Raw genomic sequence first — 15,415 nt, forward strand, 5'->3', positions numbered from 1 at the left:
TGACGAGCGGGCGCGCATTATAGCCTCGTCGCGGCACAACCACAACCACCCGCCAACATCAAGCACCCGGCCGCCTTCATGCCGTGTAGCCGGCACCTTGACGCCCACCCGGCGCCCCCATAGCATGACCTTCATCCGTTTTTCCCGGCGTCGGGCGTGTGGCCGCTTTTCCCTTTTTGTGCCACTGCGCTTTTCCTCTTCGTACGCCGGCCCTACTTTGCCGCATTGAATGGAATCCATGACCACCGACACCCCCGCCTCAACGCCTGCCAGTTCGTCACCGCTACATGCGGCAGTCGCCGATGACTTTGCGGCGGTCGACCGCACCATGACCGAGCAGCTCAGCTCCCGGGTGCCGCTGGTCGAGGCCATCAGCGGCTATATTGTCAAAAGCGGCGGCAAGCGCGTGCGGCCGCTGCTGGTGCTGCTGGCCGCCCGCGCGCTGGGTTACGGCGGCGAGACTCGGGGCGGCGACAAGCACATTACGCTTGCCACGCTGATCGAATTCATGCACACCTCGACGCTGCTCCACGACGACGTGGTCGACGAGTCCGGCCTGCGCCGAGGCAAACAGACGGCCAACGACGCCTGGGGCAACGCGCCCTCGGTGCTGGTGGGCGACTTTCTCTACTCGCGTTCCTTCCAGATGATGGTCGACGTGGGCTCCATGCGCATCATGGAAATTCTCTCCGCTGCCACCTGTGTAATCGCCGAGGGCGAAGTCCGCCAGCTGACCAACATCGGCAACCCCTCGGTCAGCGAAGACGACTACTTCGCCACCATCCAGGGCAAAACCGCCCAGCTGTTCGAGGCGGCCTCACAAACCGGCGCCGTCATCGCCGAGGCCACGCCGGAGCAGGAAGAAGCGCTCAAGCTCTACGGCCGCTATCTGGGGCTGGCGTTCCAGCTGGTCGATGATCTGCTCGACTATCAGGGCGACGCGGACGCCATGGGCAAGAACGTCGGCGATGATCTTGCCGAGGGCAAGCCTACCCTGCCGCTGCTGCGCGCCATGCAAAAAGGCACGCCGGAACAGGCCAAACTGATCCGCCAGGCCATCCGCCAGGGCGGACTCGACCGGCTGGATGAAGTGCTCGACATTGTCCACGCCACCGGCGCGCTCGACGACACTCGCGACTACGCCAACCGGATGGCCGACAAGGCGCTCTCCCAGCTGAATACCCTGCCACCCAGCGAATTCCGCGACACCATGCAGCAGCTGGCCCGCGCCGCCGTGGAGCGCACGACCTGACCGGCCCGCCAGCAGGGCTATCAACGTTAAGCTCAATGCCTGGGCGAGCCGTCAACCGGTCGGCGAAGGGCGCTATAAATCCATCCCTGGACGCTACCTACGCCATCCCTGGCGTAGAACCCCTCGCCGACCTGTCCCCGGCTCTCTGGACATAACCAGCAGCTGGAAAAAGCTTGAAAGACCACCGCAAGCGACGTATAGTGCTGCCGTGTTGACGCACAGAATGCTCATGACGAGCGTTCACAAGTGCCATTATCACGGAATATAGCTCAGCTTGGTAGAGCGCTGCCTTCGGGAGGCAGAGGTCGTAGGTTCGAATCCTGCTATTCCGACCAAACAGATGAAAAAAGGGCTTGCGCCACGGCGCAGGCCCTTTTTTGGTTCCCGCTTCTGGTGCATGCCACATTCATGGCACGCTGCCCGGCCTACAAGCCGGGCATTCGAGGGTCATGTCACCCGGATAAGCTTCTTGTTGACGAATTCGTCCATGCCCAGAGAGCCCAGCTCGCGCCCGAAGCCGCTGCGCTTGACCCCGCCAAAGGGCAGCTCCGCCGACTCGCCGCCGACTTCGTTGATGTAAACCATGCCTACCTCCAGGCGATCGGCCACGCGCAGCGCCTTTGGCTCGTCACTGGAAATGACGATGGCGCCGAGCCCGTAAGGCGAGGCGTTGGCCAGTTCCACGGCTTCGTCTTCGCTGGCAACCCGATAGACCACAGCGACGGGGCCAAACAGTTCCTCGTGGTAAACGTCCATTGCCGGGGTAACGTCGGTGAGCACCGTGGGAGCAAAATAGTTGTCCTCGGGATCGGCCCCGCCGGCGCGAAGCACGGCGCCCTGATCGAGCGCCTTTTGCACCTGCTGCTGCAGATTGCGGGTAGCGCTTGCCGACGACAGCGGCCCCAGCATGGCACCGTCGACGGTTGGATCAGCGGGGCGTTGCGCGGTCATGGCGGCGGCAAAGCGTTCGACGAACTCGGCGTAGAGGTGATCCATCACCACCATGCGCTTGGAGCCGTTGCAGGCCTGGCCGTTGTTGCCCAGCCGCCCGGCGACGGCCATTTCCACGGCGGTATCGATATCGTCGGTGTCGAGCACCAGAAACACGTCCGAGCCGCCGAGTTCGAGCACGACCTTTTTCAGATGGCGCCCTGCCTGCTCGGCCACAGCGGCGCCGGCACGTTCGGAACCGGTCAGCGACACGCCCTGAACGCGAGGGTCGGCAATCACGTCGGCCACCTGCGCGTTGGTAGCGAAAATGTTGACGTAGGCGCCCTCGGGCAGGCCGGCATCAATAAACAGACGCTCCAGCGCCAGTGCCGACTCGGGGCACTGCGGCGCGTGCTTGAGCAGAATCGTATTGCCCAGCGCCAGGTTGGGGGCCACAAAGCGCGCCACCTGATACAGCGGAAAGTTCCACGGCATGATGCCGGTCAGCACGCCAAGGGGCTGACGGCGGATAAAGGCCGAGCCGCCGGCGGGCGAGTCGATGGGCTCATCCCGGAGAAACGCCGCGGCGTTGTCGGCGTAGTAGCGGTAGATATCCACGCAGACATCGACTTCCTCGCGCGCCTGGTCAACGGGCTTGCCCATTTCGCGCACGATAATCTCGGCCAGCGCTTCCCGGCGTTCGGCGTGCAGCTCCGCCACCTGTTTGAGGCACGCTGCGCGACCGGCGACATCGACATCGCGCGACCACTGGCGGTACGCGCTCGCCGCGCTGGTCAGCGCCTGCTGAATATCGGCATCGGTCGCCGTGGGATAGTCGGCCAGCTTTTCGCCGGTGGCCGGGTTTATAACGGAGTAGTCAGCCATGAACGGCCTCCCTGAAGCAGTGTTGCTGAGGAACGTGTTACTGAAAATCGTGTTGCTGAAGATCGTTCTGGTAACAGCGGTGCAGGATACGAGCGCGAGCCGACCCTATCATAGCGCGCTCGCCGGACGGCGATAGCCCTGCCCGCCGAACAGGTGGGCATTGTGGCGCATTATGTCAATTTGACGTCGCTTTATGCATGTCAGGCGCGGAGCGGATTGCGGATACTGGCGCCACTTTATGAAGGAGGTCCCCATGAACCGCAATGTCATCCTCACCTGCGCCGTTACCGGCGCCGGCAATACCACCGGCAAGAATCCCAACGTGCCGGTCACTCCCCAACAGATCGCCGACAGCTGCATCGAAGCCGCCCGCGCCGGCGCCAGCGTGGCGCACATCCACGTCCGCGACCCGGAAACCGGTGGCATCAGCCACTCTACCGACCACTTCCGCGAGGTGATGGAGCGCGTCCGCGAGGCGGATACCGACATCGTCATGAACATCACCGCCGGCGGCGGCGGCGACTGGACCCCGGACGCCAACGACCCCACCCGCGGCGGCCCCGGCACCGACATCCAGACCCCCGCCGAGCGTCACGCACCGGTGGGCGAGCTGCTTCCCGAGCTCTGCACCCTGGACTGCGGCAGCCTCAACTTCAGCGACATGGTCTACATCAACACCGCCGACTGGCTGCGCGAGCATGCCCGCCTGGTGCAGCAAGCCGGCGTCAAGCCCGAGCTGGAATGCTTCGACCTGGGCCACGTCTGGTTCGCCCGCCAGCTGCAGCAGGAAGGCCTGCTCGACGGCGACCCGCTCTACCAGCTGTGCCTGGGCATTCCCTGGGGCGCCGAGGCCGATACCGAGACCATGCAGGCCATGCGCAACAAGCTGCCGGACAACGCCAACTGGGCCGCCTTCGGCATCGGCCGCCACCAGATGCCCATGGTCGCCCAGGCCATGCTGCTCGGCGGCCACGCCAGGGTCGGCCTGGAAGACAACCTCATGCTCAAGAAAGGCGTGATGGCGACCAACGGCCAGCTGGTAGAGAAAGCCGGCGGCCTCATCGAAAATCTCGGCGGACGCGTCATGACCCCGGCCGAAACCCGCGCGCACCTGAAACTGCGCGATCCGAGCACCGGCAAGACCGTGGGAGGTGAGGCATGAGCCAGCAACTTTCCGTTATCGGCACCGGCGTCATCGGCAACGGCTGGATCGCCCGGGCGCTGGCCCAGGGCTGGGACGTGGTCGCCTTCGATCCGGCAGACGGCGCCGAGGCGCGCACCCGGGAATTCGTCGCCAATGCCTGGCACTCGCTGACCCGCGCCGGGCTGGCCGAGGGCGCCGACCCCGAGCGGCTGACCTTCGTCGGCAGCCTGGAAGCGGCCGTGGAAGGCGCCGACCTGATCCAGGAAAACGTGCCCGAGCGCATCGAGCTCAAGCGCGAGATTCTCGCCGCTATCGACGCCGCGGCAGCGCCCGAAGCGATCATCGGCTCGTCCACCTCGGGCTTCAAGCCCAGCGATCTCCAGCAGGATTGCGCCAATGCGCCCGGACGCGTGATCGTCGCGCACCCCTTCAACCCGGTTTACCTGCTGCCGCTGGTCGAGCTGGTGGGCGGCGAAGCCACCGTCGCGGCGCAGACCGAGCGCGCCCGGTCGCTCTACCAGGCACTGGCCATGCGCCCGCTGGTCGTGCAGCGTGAAATCGAAGGCCACATCGCCGACCGCCTGATGGAAGCGCTGTGGCGCGAGGCGCTGCACCTGGTCAACGATGGCGTAGCCACCACCGAGGAAATCGACGCCGCCGTGGTTTACGGCTGCGGGCTGCGCTGGTCACTGATGGGCACCTTCCTGACCTTCCACCTGGCAGGCGGCGACGCGGGTATGCGTCACATGCTCGAGCAGTTCGGCCCGGCGCTGAAGCTGCCCTGGACCAAACTCGAAGCGCCCGAGCTGACCGATGGGCTCATCGACAAGGTGGTGGAAGGCTGCGAGCACCAGGCCGCCGGTCGTTCCGTGGCCACGCTTGATCGCCGCCGCGACGACTTCCTGGTCGAACTGCTGGGTCTGGTACAGAAATACTGGCCCGAGGCCGAAGGCCTCGAAGGGCGTATCTGATGGCGCTGCTCAACACCCGTGTCGCGCCGGAATGGGTCGACTACAACGGCCACATGAACGACGCCGAATACGCCCGGGTATTTTCCCTGGGCGTCGAGCAGCTCATGGTCGCCATCGGCCTGGACGAACACGGCTGCCAACAGCACGGCTACACCATCTATACGCTGGAAACGCACCTGTGCTATCGCCGTGAAGCCCACGAGGGCCAGCCGCTGACAGTGGACGTCACGCTGCTCGACCGCGACGCCAAGCGGCTGCACGTCTACTTCACGCTGCACGACGCCGAGGACAACCTGCTGGCCAGCAGCGAGCAGATGCTGATGGGCATCGACAGCGACGCCGGCCGACCGGCGCCCTTCCCCGAGGCCGTGGCGGAAGCCATTGCCACCCTGCCCGGCGCAGGCGATGACTGGCCGCGACTCGCCGGCCGGCGTATCGGCCTGCCGCCGGCCCGGGGCTGACTTCCCTTCAGCGCCAACCCGCCGGGTATGCCGTCAGCGACGGCGTGCCCGGCGCGGCGGCACCCCCCAGTGCGCGCGGAATGCCCGGGTAAAGCTCGACGCCGAGGCAAAGCCGCAGGCCACTCCCACCGCCAGAATATCCATGTCGGTTTCCTCCAGCAGGTAGCGCGCGCGTTCCAGGCGCAGCGCGAGGTAATACCCTTTCGGTGACGCCTCCAGCGTCTCCTCGAACAGCCGCTGCAGCTGGCGTAGCGACACGCCGCTGCGACGCGACACCTCGGTGAGCGCCAGCGGCGCTTCGAGATGATGCTCCATCAGGTTCACGGCATCGATCAGCCGCCGGTTGTGCGTTCCCAGGCGCCGCGCCAGAGTCATGCGCTGCTGGTCGTGGCGGGTGCGAATGCGCGCGTGCACCAGCTGTTCGGACACGTCCACCGCCAGTCGCTGCCCGTGACGGCGCGCTATAGCGTGCAGCGCCATGTCCATGGCTGCGGTGCCACCGGCGCAGGAAAACCGCCGCTCGCCCAGCTCAAACAGTTCATCGGAGGTGGCAATGGCGGGAAAACGCTCATGAAAAGCCGGCAGGCTTTCCCAGTGCAGCGTTACCCGCTCGCCCGCCAATAGCCCGGCCGCCGCCAGCAGGAAGCAGCCGGTATCCAGCCCGCCCAGCGCGATGCCGGCGGCGTCCAGGCGTTGCAGCCAGCGCACCAGCGCCCGGTCGCCAGAGTGCTCGGGGGCAAAGCCGCTGCATACCGCCAGCGACGACAGCGAATACGTCTGGCCGATGGACTGATCGGCCAGCAGCGTCATGCCGTTGGAGGCGGTTACCGGCTCGCCGCCCTGGCTGATCAGCGACCAGTCAAACAGCGGCCGGCCGCTGATGCGATTGGCGATGCGCAGCGGCTCCACCGCCGAGAAAAACGCCATCATCGAGAATCGCGGCAGCAGCAGAAAGCCCACCGGCTCGGGAGTGGGGCCGAAGTAGTCAAGGCGCATGGCACAGACCGCAAAAGCAAATGGAAAAAAACAAGGACACAGAAAAAAGGAAAAAGGAAAAAGGAAAGCCCGCTATACTGGCCGCCCGACGCCGACCCGACAAGGGCATCGTTGCAACCGCCCGCGCAGTCTCTACAATCGGCACGACCCCAGAGTCGACACGCCCCACCATCGGCAACCACGACGACGCCACGACGCCGGCCCGCACCCATGAGACTTCAAGCCCCCGAGACTACCCCGGAACGCATCGGCTTTTTACTGCTGCCGCGCTTTGCCATGGTCGCGTTCTTCTCGGCCGTGGAACCTTTGCGCATCGCCAACCGCATCAGCGGTAACTGCCTGTTCGACTGGGATGTCATCAGCCAGGACGGCGGGCCGGTGACCGCCTCCAACGGCATGACGCTGGAAGCCGGCTACGCCATGAACGCAGCGCCGGCGGTGCCCAGCCTGGCGGTGTGCGCGAGCTTTGCCCCGGATGCCGGCATCAATGACGCCCTGCTTGACGGGTTACGCGAGCGCGCCGCCGCGGGATGCGTGCTCGGCGGCGTGGACACCGGCTGCTTTGCGCTGGCGGCCGCCGGCCTGCTCGACGACCGGACGGTGACGCTGCACTGGGAATCGCTGCCCGACTTTCGCGCGCGCTACCCCCGGGTCGACGCGGTGGAGTCGATCTTTGAAGTCACCCCCGAGAGCTTCTCCTGCGCCGGGGGAAGCGCCGCCATCGACATGAGCCTGGATCTGATCCGCCGCCGCCACGGCGACGCCCTGGTCAAGCGCGTGCGCGACCAGCTGATCCACGACCCCGGGCGCCGTCCGGCCAGCCGCCAGCGCGCGCCCGGCCGACCCGACGACCCCGATCTGCAGGAAGCCCTCGACCTGATGGAAGCGCATCTGGAAGCGCCGCTGACCATCGGCGAGCTGGCCCACCGGCTGGGGATGTCCTGGCGGGGGCTCGAACGGCTGTTCCACCGCTCCCTGCAATGCTCGCCGCGCCGTGCCTATCTCGACCGGCGGCTGAATCATGCCCTCCGCCTGCTCCGCGAGACCCACCACAGCGTGATGGATATTGCTCTGGCGTGCGGCTTTGCCTCGGCGTCGAGCTTTACCCGCGCCTTTCGCCGGCGCCACGGGCTGACACCCAGTGCCTGGCGAGAGCTGCCCTGAGTGACACCTGCCAGGCGCCGCACCTGTTCAACACCGCATCAGTTCAGCACCACATCTGTCGAATTGTGCACAGTTAGCGTCGAATTCGGTCGCGAGCGCTCTGCCCGATGCTGGCATCCTGCGCAGTGATCCCCATGACGACGCTCAGGAGCTTCCACGATGTCTCACGAACTGCCGCTTACGCCCGACTATGATAGCTGGCCGGTCGATACCCCGCTGACCGACGTTTCCTTTACCCCGCGCCTGGTCACGGTGAACTGGAGCGACGGCCGCGTCAGCCGCTATCACAGCGTCTGGCTGCGCGAAAACGCCGCCGACGAAAGCACCGTCAATCCGGCAACCCGCGAGCGTATCCTGGATCTCTCTACTCTGTCGGCCTGGCCGGAAGTCACCGCCGCTGAGATCGACGACGCCGGCGCGCTCTGCGTCACCTTCCAGCCCGAGGATCGCCGTCTGCGCTTCCACCCCGGCTGGCTGCGCGCACACGACTACGACAACGCCGCCGATCCCGAAGCGCCGCTGGTGCCGGTCACTACCTGGATGGGCGGCGACGATGCCAGCCCCGACACCCTGGACGCCAGCGGGCTGCTGGATACCCAGCCGGACAGCGACGCCGAGGAAGCCATTCTCGCCCCGGCGCTGGAAAGCGTGCTGGGCAAGGGCCTGGTGCGGCTTCGCAACCTGCCCACCGAGCCCGATTCCATTGAGTCGCTGGCGCGGCGTATCGGCCCGGTACGGCCGACCAACTTCGGCCAGCTGTTCGACGTCAAGGCCAAGCCCGACCCCGACTCCAACGCCTACACGTCGATCGCTCTGCCGCCCCACGTCGACCTGCCCACCCGGGAATATCACCCCGGCCTGCAGATGCTCTACTGCATGGAAAACAGCGTGGAAGGCGGCCAGGCGGTGATGATGGACGGCTTCGCCATCGCCGAGACCCTGCGCGATCATCACCCCGAGGCCTGGAAAACGCTGACCCGGGTTCGCTGGTGCTACGCCAACACCGCGCGCACCACCGACTACGTCTGGTTCGAGCCGATGATTCGCCTCGATGCCCGCGGCGAGCTGTTGGAAGTGCGCATCGCCGACTTCCTGCGCGGTCCGTTGCAAACCGCTTTCGAGGACGTCGAGCCGGCCTACGAAGCGCTGATGACGCTGCAGGGGCTGCTGCGCGACCCGGCGTTTTCCATCCGCTTCACCTACCATCCCGGCGACGTGGTGATCTTCGACAACCGCCGCCTGCTGCACGCCCGGGACGCCTTTGAGGGCAGCACCGGCCACCGCTGGCTGCAGGGTTGCTACATGGAGCGCGACGAAGTGCGTTCACGCTATCGCATGATCCAGCGCACTCGCCGCCAGCGCCGTCTGGACGGCGCTGCCTGAGCACCGCTCAGTCTGCCTCCCGGGCTGCGGTTTCCCTGGGAGGCTCGCCAAAACGCGCTCGGTAGGCGCGCGAAAAGTGCGCCAGATGCTGAAAGCCGGTAGCAACCGCCGCCTCGGTGGTCCGACAGCCGCTGCCGGCCAGCAGCTGCTGGGCGCGATCCAGCCGCATGCCCAGGTAGCACTGCTTGGGCGTCTCGCCGAAATACGCGCGAAACAGCCGCGTCAGCTGGCGCTGGGACTGCCCGGCGAGCCGGCAGATGTCGGGAATCGGCAGCGCCCGGGCCATGTTGGCCTCCATCACCGTCAGACTCTTGACCACGCTGCGCGGCAGATGGGCCTGGCGCGCGTCGATATCCATCGGCGAACGCTCGTGGCGCTGGTAGATCAGCTGCCGGCCCACGGCATCGGCGAGCGCGGTGCTGTAGGCCATGCCGATCCAGGCAAGCATCATGTCGATGCTTGCCACACCCCCGCCGCCGGTCAGCCGCGTGGCGCTCAGCTCGTAATACGACGGGCTGACCGCCAGCCGGGGAAACTCCCGGCGAAACGCGGGTTCGCTTTCCCAGTGCAGTGCCACCCGGCAGCCCTCCAGTACGCCGGCCCGCGCCAGAATAAAGGGCGCGGTATCCAGTCCGCCCAGCCAGCCCCCGTGGGCCGCCACGCGCCGTAACACTGCACGCTCCCGGGCGGTTACCTCGGCCTCCGGCTGGTAGGACGACACCACCATCAGGCTGGCACCGTCGGCCACTCCGTCCAGCTCGCCGTCGACTTCGATACGCACGCCGTTGCTGGCCACTACGCCCCCACCGTCGAGCGAGCGCAGCCGCCAGGCAAAGAGGTCGCTGCCAAAGCGGTTGGCGACCCGCAGCGGTTCCAGCAGACAAAACAGCGTCAGCATCGAAAAGCTGGGCAACAGCCAGACGTCCAGGGTGTACTCGGCCTGCCCGGGCGAGAGAAGCGGCGGCGAGTCGGGGCGCGGATAGGGCCAGGGGGCATCAAAAGTGGCGTTCATGGCTAAAATGATCAACAAAAAGTCGATTTTTATCAAGTGATATCCACCGGCTGCCACTAGGGTAGATGTCCGTCACCCGTAGCATGCTTGTGGAGAGACCGCCATGACACACGTCAATCTCGTTGCCGACAATCGCCGCCTGGCTTTGGACGACCAGGACCAGACCCGGGAGCTGCCCGCGCTCTGGCTACGCGAGCGCAGCCCCGCGCCCGATACTCTGGACCCGCGCACCGGCCAGCGCCTGATCGAAGCCGCCGACCTGCCGCTGGACCTGCGTATTGAGCAGGCCGACGTTGACGGCCAGCAGCTGTCCGTACGCTTCAGCGACGGGCACCAGGCGGATTTTGATCTCGACACGCTGCTCAAGCCGTCCTCCCGCCAGGCAGACAAGCCGCTCTGGGATGCCGGCCTCGAACACACGCCGGAAGCCGACTTCAACGCGGCGCTGGACGACGACGGCGCGCTGCTCGACATGCTCGACGAACTGCACCGCTACGGTTTCGTGCTGGTGTCCAACGTCCCCACCACCGAGGACGGCATGCACGCGCTGATCGAGCGCATCGGCCCGCTGCGGCGCACCAACTGGGGCGGCATTGCCGACGTCAAGTCGGTGGCCAACGCCTACGACCTGACCATGACCCAGCGCGGTCTGGAGCCGCATACCGACAACCCCTACCGCGATCCGATCCCCGGCTATATCTGGCTGCACTGCCTGACCAACGCCGCCGACGGCGGCGACAATACGCTGGTCGACGGCTATCGCGCCGCCCAGGTGCTGCGCGAACGCGACCCGGCCGCCTTTGACGCCCTGAGCCGGGTCTGGCCCACCTTCCGCTACGAGGATGAAACCACCTATCTGGAAAGCGAAGGGCCGCTGATCGAGCTCAACAGCGAGGGTGAGCCGGTTCGGGTACGCTTCTCCAACCGCACCGAGCTGGTGCCGGCGCTGCCCGCCGACGAACTGGAGGCCTATTACGCCGCCCGCCAGCAGTTCAACCAGCTGATTACCGGCGACGAGCTGACCGTGCACCTCAAGCTCAACCCCGGCCAGATGCTGATCATGGACAACTACCGCCTGTTTCACGGCCGGCGCGCCTACGAACTCGCCGGCGGTGTCCGCCACCTGCGCCAGGGCTACGTGGACCGCGACAGCACCGCCAGCCGCCGCGAAGTGCTGCGCCGCCAACAGCAAACATCGCGCAACAACGAGGAGGTCGCATGAGCCAGTCTCAGGCACATTTCCGCCACTTCGGCGAGGCCCGCCCGGAAGAATGGGCGCTGATTGACGATCATTTCCGCGACTATGTGGCCGATGCCCCGCGCCGGGTGCTCGAACACCTGAATCGCCTTTCCGGCGACAACCACGGCTACCCGGTGGACCGCTACGAGCACAGCCTGCAAACCGCCACCCGGGCGCTGCGCGACGGCGCCGACGAGGAGATGATCGTTTGTGCGCTGCTCCACGACATTGGCGACGACCTCTCGCCGGCCAACCACGCCGAGATCGCTGCGGGCATCCTCGAGCCGTTCATCGATCCGCTCAACGCCTGGATGATCCGCCATCACGAGCTGTTCCAGGGCTACCACTACCGCCACTTTTTCGGTCTGGACCCCCACGCCCGGGAGCAGTTCAGCGACCATCCGGCCTATGAGCGCACGGTGCGCTTCTGCGACCGTTGGGATCAGGCCAGCTTCGACCCCGACTACGATACGCTGCCACTATCGCACTTTGTGCCCATGGTCGAGCGCGTGCTGGGCCGCGAGCCCTTCGGCGGCCTGCCGGCAGTCAGCGACGCGGGCGACAACGAGAAGGAAGGCGCATGAACTGTGCTCAGCGACTGATTCAGCTACTCGAAGAGCGCGGTGTCGACACCGCGTTCGGCATTCCCGGCGTGCATACCATCGAGCTCTACCGCGCTCTGGGCGATAGCCGGCTGACTCATTTTACCCCGCGCCACGAACAGGGCGCGGGCTTCATGGCCGACGGCTACGCCCGTGCCAGCGGCAAGCCCGCCGCCTGCTTTATCGTCACCGGCCCGGGCATGACCAATATCGCCACTGCCATGGGCCAGGCGCTGGCCGACTCGGTGCCCATGCTGGTGATTTCCAGCGCCAACCATCGCCCCACGCTGGGGCGCGGCCAGGGCCGGCTGCACGAAATGCCCCACCAGAGCGAGACGCTCGCCGGGGTCAGCCGGCTCAGCCACAGCCTCAACGACCCGGCGGCGCTGCCCGAAGTGCTGGCGCGCGCCTTTGCGATCTTCGCAAGCGCCCGGCCGGGGCCGGTGCATATCGAAATGCCCCTCGACGTCATGGATGCCCCGGCACCGGCAACCGCCGCACCGCCGGCGCGCATCTTTCCACCGGCCCCGGCGCCCGAGGCGCTGGCGCTGGCCGGCGACTGGCTTGATAGCGCCGCACGCCCGCTGGTCATGCTGGGCGGCGGTACCGCTGCCTACCCCGAGGCCGCCCGGGCGCTGGTCGAACAGCTCGACGCGCCGGCGTTTACCACCATCAACGCCAAGGGCGTTCTCGGCCGTGCGCATCCGCTGAACCTGGGCGCCACCATGAGCCTGCCCGCCGCGCGCCGCCTGGCCGCCGAGGCCGACGTGGTGCTGGCGCTGGGCACCGAAATCGGCGAAACCGACTACGAGCTGGACGCCGAGGATGACTTCCAACTCAACGGCCGGCTGATCCGGGTCGATATCGACCCCGAGCAGCTGGGCCGCAACCAGTCCGCCGATCTCGCCATCCAGGCCGACGCCGGCGAAGCCCTGCGCGGGCTGAGCGCGCACCTGCCGGCGAGCGCCGCGCGCGACGGTGCCCGCCGCACCGCTGACCTGCACCGCGACCTGGCGCTGGCCGACGATGCGGAGCTGGCGCCCTACGCGCCGCTTTTCACCACGCTGAACGAAGTGCTGCCCGACGCGGTGGTCGTGGGGGATTCCACCGGGCCGGTCTACGCCGGCAACTTCCTCGCCGACATGCCCGCCCCGCGGCGCTGGTTCAACGCCGCAACCGGCTTTGGCACCCTCGGCTACGGGCTGCCCGCCGCCCTGGGCGCGGCGCTGGCACAGCCCGACCTGCCGGTAATCGCCCTGGTGGGCGACGGCGGGCTGCAGTTTGTGCTCGGCGAACTGGGCACCGCCCGGGATCTGGGCCGGCCGGTCGCCGTGATGGTGTGGAACAACAACGGCTACGATGAGATTCGTCGTTATATGTCGCTCAGCGACGTTCCGCACCTGGGCGTTGACCTGGCGGCGCCGGATTTCCCGGCGCTCGCTTTATCCTACGGCTGCCGCCATACTCGGGTCGGCAGTCAGTCCAGCCTGCACGCAGCGCTGGGGCAACTCAGCGAAGCCGATTCACCGCTACTGATCGAGGTCGATGCCGCCGCCTGGGCCGCGTCGCTCTGATAACGCGCCCGACATCGTCCGCTTTTCACCCGTGATAAAGAGGCGTCTGACGCATGCACACGACACTACAACGCACCGCCACGACCCTGACCCTGATCACCGGGCTGAGCCTGTCCGGATCGGCCCTGGCCACCGATAAAAACGACACCCTGCGCATGGTGGTCCCGCCCTGGCCCGGCGTCACCGTCAAAAGCGAAATCTTCAGCCAGCTGATCGAGCCGCTGGGCTACACCACCGAAAAACAGCAGCTCAGCTCCACGGTGGGCTACTCCACACTGGAAAGCGGCGACAGCGACGTCTTTCTCGCCGGCTGGCTGCCCGCCCAGCAGGAAAGCTACGACGCCACCATGGAAAGCGGCACCATTGTCGACCTGGGCAATAACGTCACCGGCGCGCGCATGGGCTTTTCGGTGCCGGGCTACGTGGCCGATGCCGGCATCACCAGCGCCGAACAGCTGGCCGACCCCGAGGTTGCCAAGCGCTTCAAGCGCAGCGTCTACAGCATCGAAAGCGGCTCCACGGTTACCGACATGCTCAACGATGCCATCGACGCCGACATCTACAGCCTGGGCGACTGGGAGGGCAAACCCTCTTCAACCCCCGGCATGCTCAGCGAGGTGGAAGGCGCGACCCAGGAGGAACGCTGGATCATCTTCTACGGCTGGACGCCCCACTGGATGGTGCCCGAATACAACACCCGGATTCTTGACGATCCGGAGGGCGTGTACGGCGACGACAACGGCAAAAGCGACGTCAAGACCATCGTTACCCAGCGCTACGCCGACGCCAACCCCAACCTGCGCCGGCTGCTCGACCAGTTCGTGCTCTCCGCCGACGAACAAAGCGAATTTATCCGCGATTACAGCCACGAAGACGGCGAGCTGGCAACCGTGGCCCACGACTGGCTGGCCGACAATCCCGAGCGCGTGGCGACCTTTCTCGACGGCGTGACCACGCGAAACGGCGAAGACGCCGTGGCAGCGGTCAAGGATAGCCTGTGAACGCCAGCTTTGAGTCCGAAGCGACTATCCGTCAGGATCTCGCCGCCGCCTACCGCCTCATCGCCCTGGACGGCATGGATGACGGTATTTCGACGCATATTTCCGCGCGCCTGCCCGGGGAGCGTTTTCTGCTCAACCCTTTCGGCTTGCGCTTCGAGGAAATCCGCGCGGATCAGCTGGTCACCGTGAATGCCGACGGCGAGGTGCTCGACGACCCCACCGGGCTGGGTATCAACCCCGCCGGCTTTACCATTCACAGCGCCATTCATGCCGCTCGTCCCGACACCGCCTGCGTGCTGCACACCCATACCGTGGCCGGCGTCGCGCTTTCCTGTCTGGAAGAAGGCCTGCTGCCGCTGAATCAGTGGTCGCTGCAGCTCCACGACCGCCTGGCCTACCACGACTACGAAGCCATCGCCCTGGACCTCGACGAGCGCCAGCGGCTGACCGCTGACCTGGGCCACTGCTCGGCCATGGTGCTGCGCCAGCACGGCCTGCTGACCTGCGGACGCGACGTTGGCGAGGCGTTTTTGCGCATGCGCGACCTGGAGCGCAGCTGCCAGGCCCAGCTGGCCGCGCAGGCCACCGGGCGGCCGCTGCGGCTGGCCTCCCCCGAGCTGGCCGAAAAAGTCGCCCGCCAGTACGAAACCTGGGCCGACAGCCCCCACGGCAACGCGCGCGCCTGGCAGGCCGAACGGCGCCGCCTCACCGACGACAACCACCTTTTCAGCTGAATATCCACTGGCTGAACACCCACGACCTGAATACCCGCTACCCCAATACCGACTACCGAATACCAG

General features: G+C 66.5%; 14 protein-coding genes and 1 tRNA gene. 12 read left to right on the forward strand and 3 right to left on the reverse strand.

Going from position 1 to position 15,415, the window contains the following annotated elements; genetic code table 11:
• Positions 1-238: 238 nt before the first annotated feature.
• Together ispB and C793_RS0112950 are read left to right on the forward strand one after the other, a co-directional pair.
• Positions 239-1,252, forward strand: a complete 1,014-nt coding sequence (gene ispB, locus C793_RS0112945) for an octaprenyl diphosphate synthase (protein ID WP_017431375.1) — start codon at positions 239-241, stop codon at positions 1,250-1,252.
• Between the two features lie 258 nt (positions 1,253-1,510).
• Positions 1,511-1,587, forward strand: a tRNA-Pro gene (locus tag C793_RS0112950).
• 112 nt (positions 1,588-1,699) lie between these two features.
• Here the strand turns inward: C793_RS0112950 and C793_RS0112955 are convergent.
• Positions 1,700-3,067 (reverse strand): NAD-dependent succinate-semialdehyde dehydrogenase, encoded by a 1,368-nt coding sequence (locus C793_RS0112955; RefSeq protein WP_017431376.1) that lies wholly within the window; start codon positions 3,065-3,067, stop codon positions 1,700-1,702.
• 253 nt (positions 3,068-3,320) lie between these two features.
• Here C793_RS0112955 and C793_RS0112965 point away from each other — a divergent pair, with 253 nt between their 5' ends.
• Genes C793_RS0112965 through C793_RS0112975 form a run of 3 tightly spaced genes read left to right on the forward strand, consistent with a single transcriptional unit; the run spans position 3,321 to position 5,643 of the window.
• Complete coding sequence (locus tag C793_RS0112965; protein ID WP_017431378.1) at positions 3,321-4,229, forward strand: beta-keto acid cleavage family enzyme; 909 nt, start codon at positions 3,321-3,323, stop codon at positions 4,227-4,229.
• Positions 4,226-5,182 (forward strand): L-carnitine dehydrogenase, encoded by a 957-nt coding sequence (locus C793_RS0112970; RefSeq protein WP_017431379.1) that lies wholly within the window; start codon positions 4,226-4,228, stop codon positions 5,180-5,182. The genes C793_RS0112965 and C793_RS0112970 overlap by 4 nt, the downstream gene beginning before the upstream one ends.
• The gene (locus C793_RS0112975; RefSeq protein WP_017431380.1) at positions 5,182-5,643 is read left to right on the forward strand and encodes a thioesterase family protein; all 462 of its coding nucleotides are present in this window, start codon (positions 5,182-5,184) and stop codon (positions 5,641-5,643) included. Before C793_RS0112970 ends, C793_RS0112975 begins: the two co-directional genes overlap by 1 nt.
• Before the next feature lie 33 nt (positions 5,644-5,676).
• Here the strand turns inward: C793_RS0112975 and C793_RS0112980 are convergent, their stop codons facing one another.
• Positions 5,677-6,639 carry a GlxA family transcriptional regulator gene (locus tag C793_RS0112980; protein ID WP_017431381.1) on the reverse strand — a complete coding sequence of 321 codons (963 nt, stop codon included), beginning with the start codon at positions 6,637-6,639 and terminating at the stop codon, positions 5,677-5,679.
• 210 nt (positions 6,640-6,849) lie between these two features.
• Between C793_RS0112980 and C793_RS0112985 the strand changes: the two genes are divergently transcribed.
• The gene (locus tag C793_RS0112985) at positions 6,850-7,803 is read left to right on the forward strand and encodes a GlxA family transcriptional regulator (RefSeq protein ID WP_017431382.1); all 954 of its coding nucleotides are present in this window, start codon (positions 6,850-6,852) and stop codon (positions 7,801-7,803) included.
• Between the two features lie 159 nt (positions 7,804-7,962).
• The gene (locus C793_RS0112990) at positions 7,963-9,186 is read left to right on the forward strand and encodes a TauD/TfdA family dioxygenase (protein WP_017431383.1); all 1,224 of its coding nucleotides are present in this window, start codon (positions 7,963-7,965) and stop codon (positions 9,184-9,186) included.
• Positions 9,187-9,193: 7 nt separating this feature from the next.
• Here the strand turns inward: C793_RS0112990 and C793_RS0112995 are convergent, their stop codons facing one another.
• Positions 9,194-10,198: a GlxA family transcriptional regulator gene (locus C793_RS0112995; RefSeq protein WP_051038372.1), complete on the reverse strand. Its 1,005-nt coding sequence runs from the start codon at positions 10,196-10,198 to the stop codon at positions 9,194-9,196.
• A 103-nt stretch (positions 10,199-10,301) separates the two neighbouring features.
• Between C793_RS0112995 and tmpA the strand changes: the two genes are divergently transcribed.
• Genes tmpA through C793_RS0113020 form a run of 5 tightly spaced genes read left to right on the forward strand, consistent with a single transcriptional unit; the run spans position 10,302 to position 15,349 of the window.
• On the forward strand, positions 10,302-11,420 hold the full coding sequence (gene tmpA / locus C793_RS0113000; protein WP_017431385.1) for a 2-trimethylaminoethylphosphonate dioxygenase: 1,119 nt from the start codon (positions 10,302-10,304) through the stop codon (positions 11,418-11,420).
• Complete coding sequence (locus C793_RS0113005) at positions 11,417-12,022, forward strand: HD domain-containing protein (RefSeq protein WP_017431386.1); 606 nt, start codon at positions 11,417-11,419, stop codon at positions 12,020-12,022. Before tmpA ends, C793_RS0113005 begins: the two co-directional genes overlap by 4 nt.
• Positions 12,019-13,614 (forward strand): 5-guanidino-2-oxopentanoate decarboxylase, encoded by a 1,596-nt coding sequence (locus C793_RS0113010; RefSeq protein ID WP_017431387.1) that lies wholly within the window; start codon positions 12,019-12,021, stop codon positions 13,612-13,614. Before C793_RS0113005 ends, C793_RS0113010 begins: the two co-directional genes overlap by 4 nt.
• 53 nt (positions 13,615-13,667) lie before the next feature.
• Positions 13,668-14,615, forward strand: a complete 948-nt coding sequence (locus C793_RS0113015) for a glycine betaine ABC transporter substrate-binding protein (RefSeq protein WP_017431388.1) — start codon at positions 13,668-13,670, stop codon at positions 14,613-14,615.
• The gene (locus C793_RS0113020; protein ID WP_017431389.1) at positions 14,612-15,349 is read left to right on the forward strand and encodes a class II aldolase/adducin family protein; all 738 of its coding nucleotides are present in this window, start codon (positions 14,612-14,614) and stop codon (positions 15,347-15,349) included. Before C793_RS0113015 ends, C793_RS0113020 begins: the two co-directional genes overlap by 4 nt.
• The last annotated feature ends 66 nt before the right edge of the window (positions 15,350-15,415 follow it).

Source organism: Vreelandella jeotgali Hwa, assembly GCF_000334215.1.
Taxonomy (GTDB): Bacteria; Pseudomonadota; Gammaproteobacteria; order Pseudomonadales; family Halomonadaceae; genus Vreelandella; species Vreelandella jeotgali.

What these genes read in the sequence shown, in the direction of transcription:
- ispB (WP_017431375.1), top strand. Translation starts at nt 239, where the DNA reads ATGACCACCGACACCCCCGCCTCAACGCCTGCCAGTTCGTCACCGCTA.
- C793_RS0112955 (WP_017431376.1), bottom strand. Translation starts at nt 3,067, where the DNA reads ATGGCTGACTACTCCGTTATAAACCCGGCCACCGGCGAAAAGCTGGCC.
- C793_RS0112965 (WP_017431378.1), top strand. Translation starts at nt 3,321, where the DNA reads ATGAACCGCAATGTCATCCTCACCTGCGCCGTTACCGGCGCCGGCAAT.
- C793_RS0112970 (WP_017431379.1), top strand. Translation starts at nt 4,226, where the DNA reads ATGAGCCAGCAACTTTCCGTTATCGGCACCGGCGTCATCGGCAACGGC.
- C793_RS0112975 (WP_017431380.1), top strand. Translation starts at nt 5,182, where the DNA reads ATGGCGCTGCTCAACACCCGTGTCGCGCCGGAATGGGTCGACTACAAC.
- C793_RS0112980 (WP_017431381.1), bottom strand. Translation starts at nt 6,639, where the DNA reads ATGCGCCTTGACTACTTCGGCCCCACTCCCGAGCCGGTGGGCTTTCTG.
- C793_RS0112985 (WP_017431382.1), top strand. Translation starts at nt 6,850, where the DNA reads ATGAGACTTCAAGCCCCCGAGACTACCCCGGAACGCATCGGCTTTTTA.
- C793_RS0112990 (WP_017431383.1), top strand. Translation starts at nt 7,963, where the DNA reads ATGTCTCACGAACTGCCGCTTACGCCCGACTATGATAGCTGGCCGGTC.
- C793_RS0112995 (WP_051038372.1), bottom strand. Translation starts at nt 10,198, where the DNA reads ATGAACGCCACTTTTGATGCCCCCTGGCCCTATCCGCGCCCCGACTCG.
- tmpA (WP_017431385.1), top strand. Translation starts at nt 10,302, where the DNA reads ATGACACACGTCAATCTCGTTGCCGACAATCGCCGCCTGGCTTTGGAC.
- C793_RS0113005 (WP_017431386.1), top strand. Translation starts at nt 11,417, where the DNA reads ATGAGCCAGTCTCAGGCACATTTCCGCCACTTCGGCGAGGCCCGCCCG.
- C793_RS0113010 (WP_017431387.1), top strand. Translation starts at nt 12,019, where the DNA reads ATGAACTGTGCTCAGCGACTGATTCAGCTACTCGAAGAGCGCGGTGTC.
- C793_RS0113015 (WP_017431388.1), top strand. Translation starts at nt 13,668, where the DNA reads ATGCACACGACACTACAACGCACCGCCACGACCCTGACCCTGATCACC.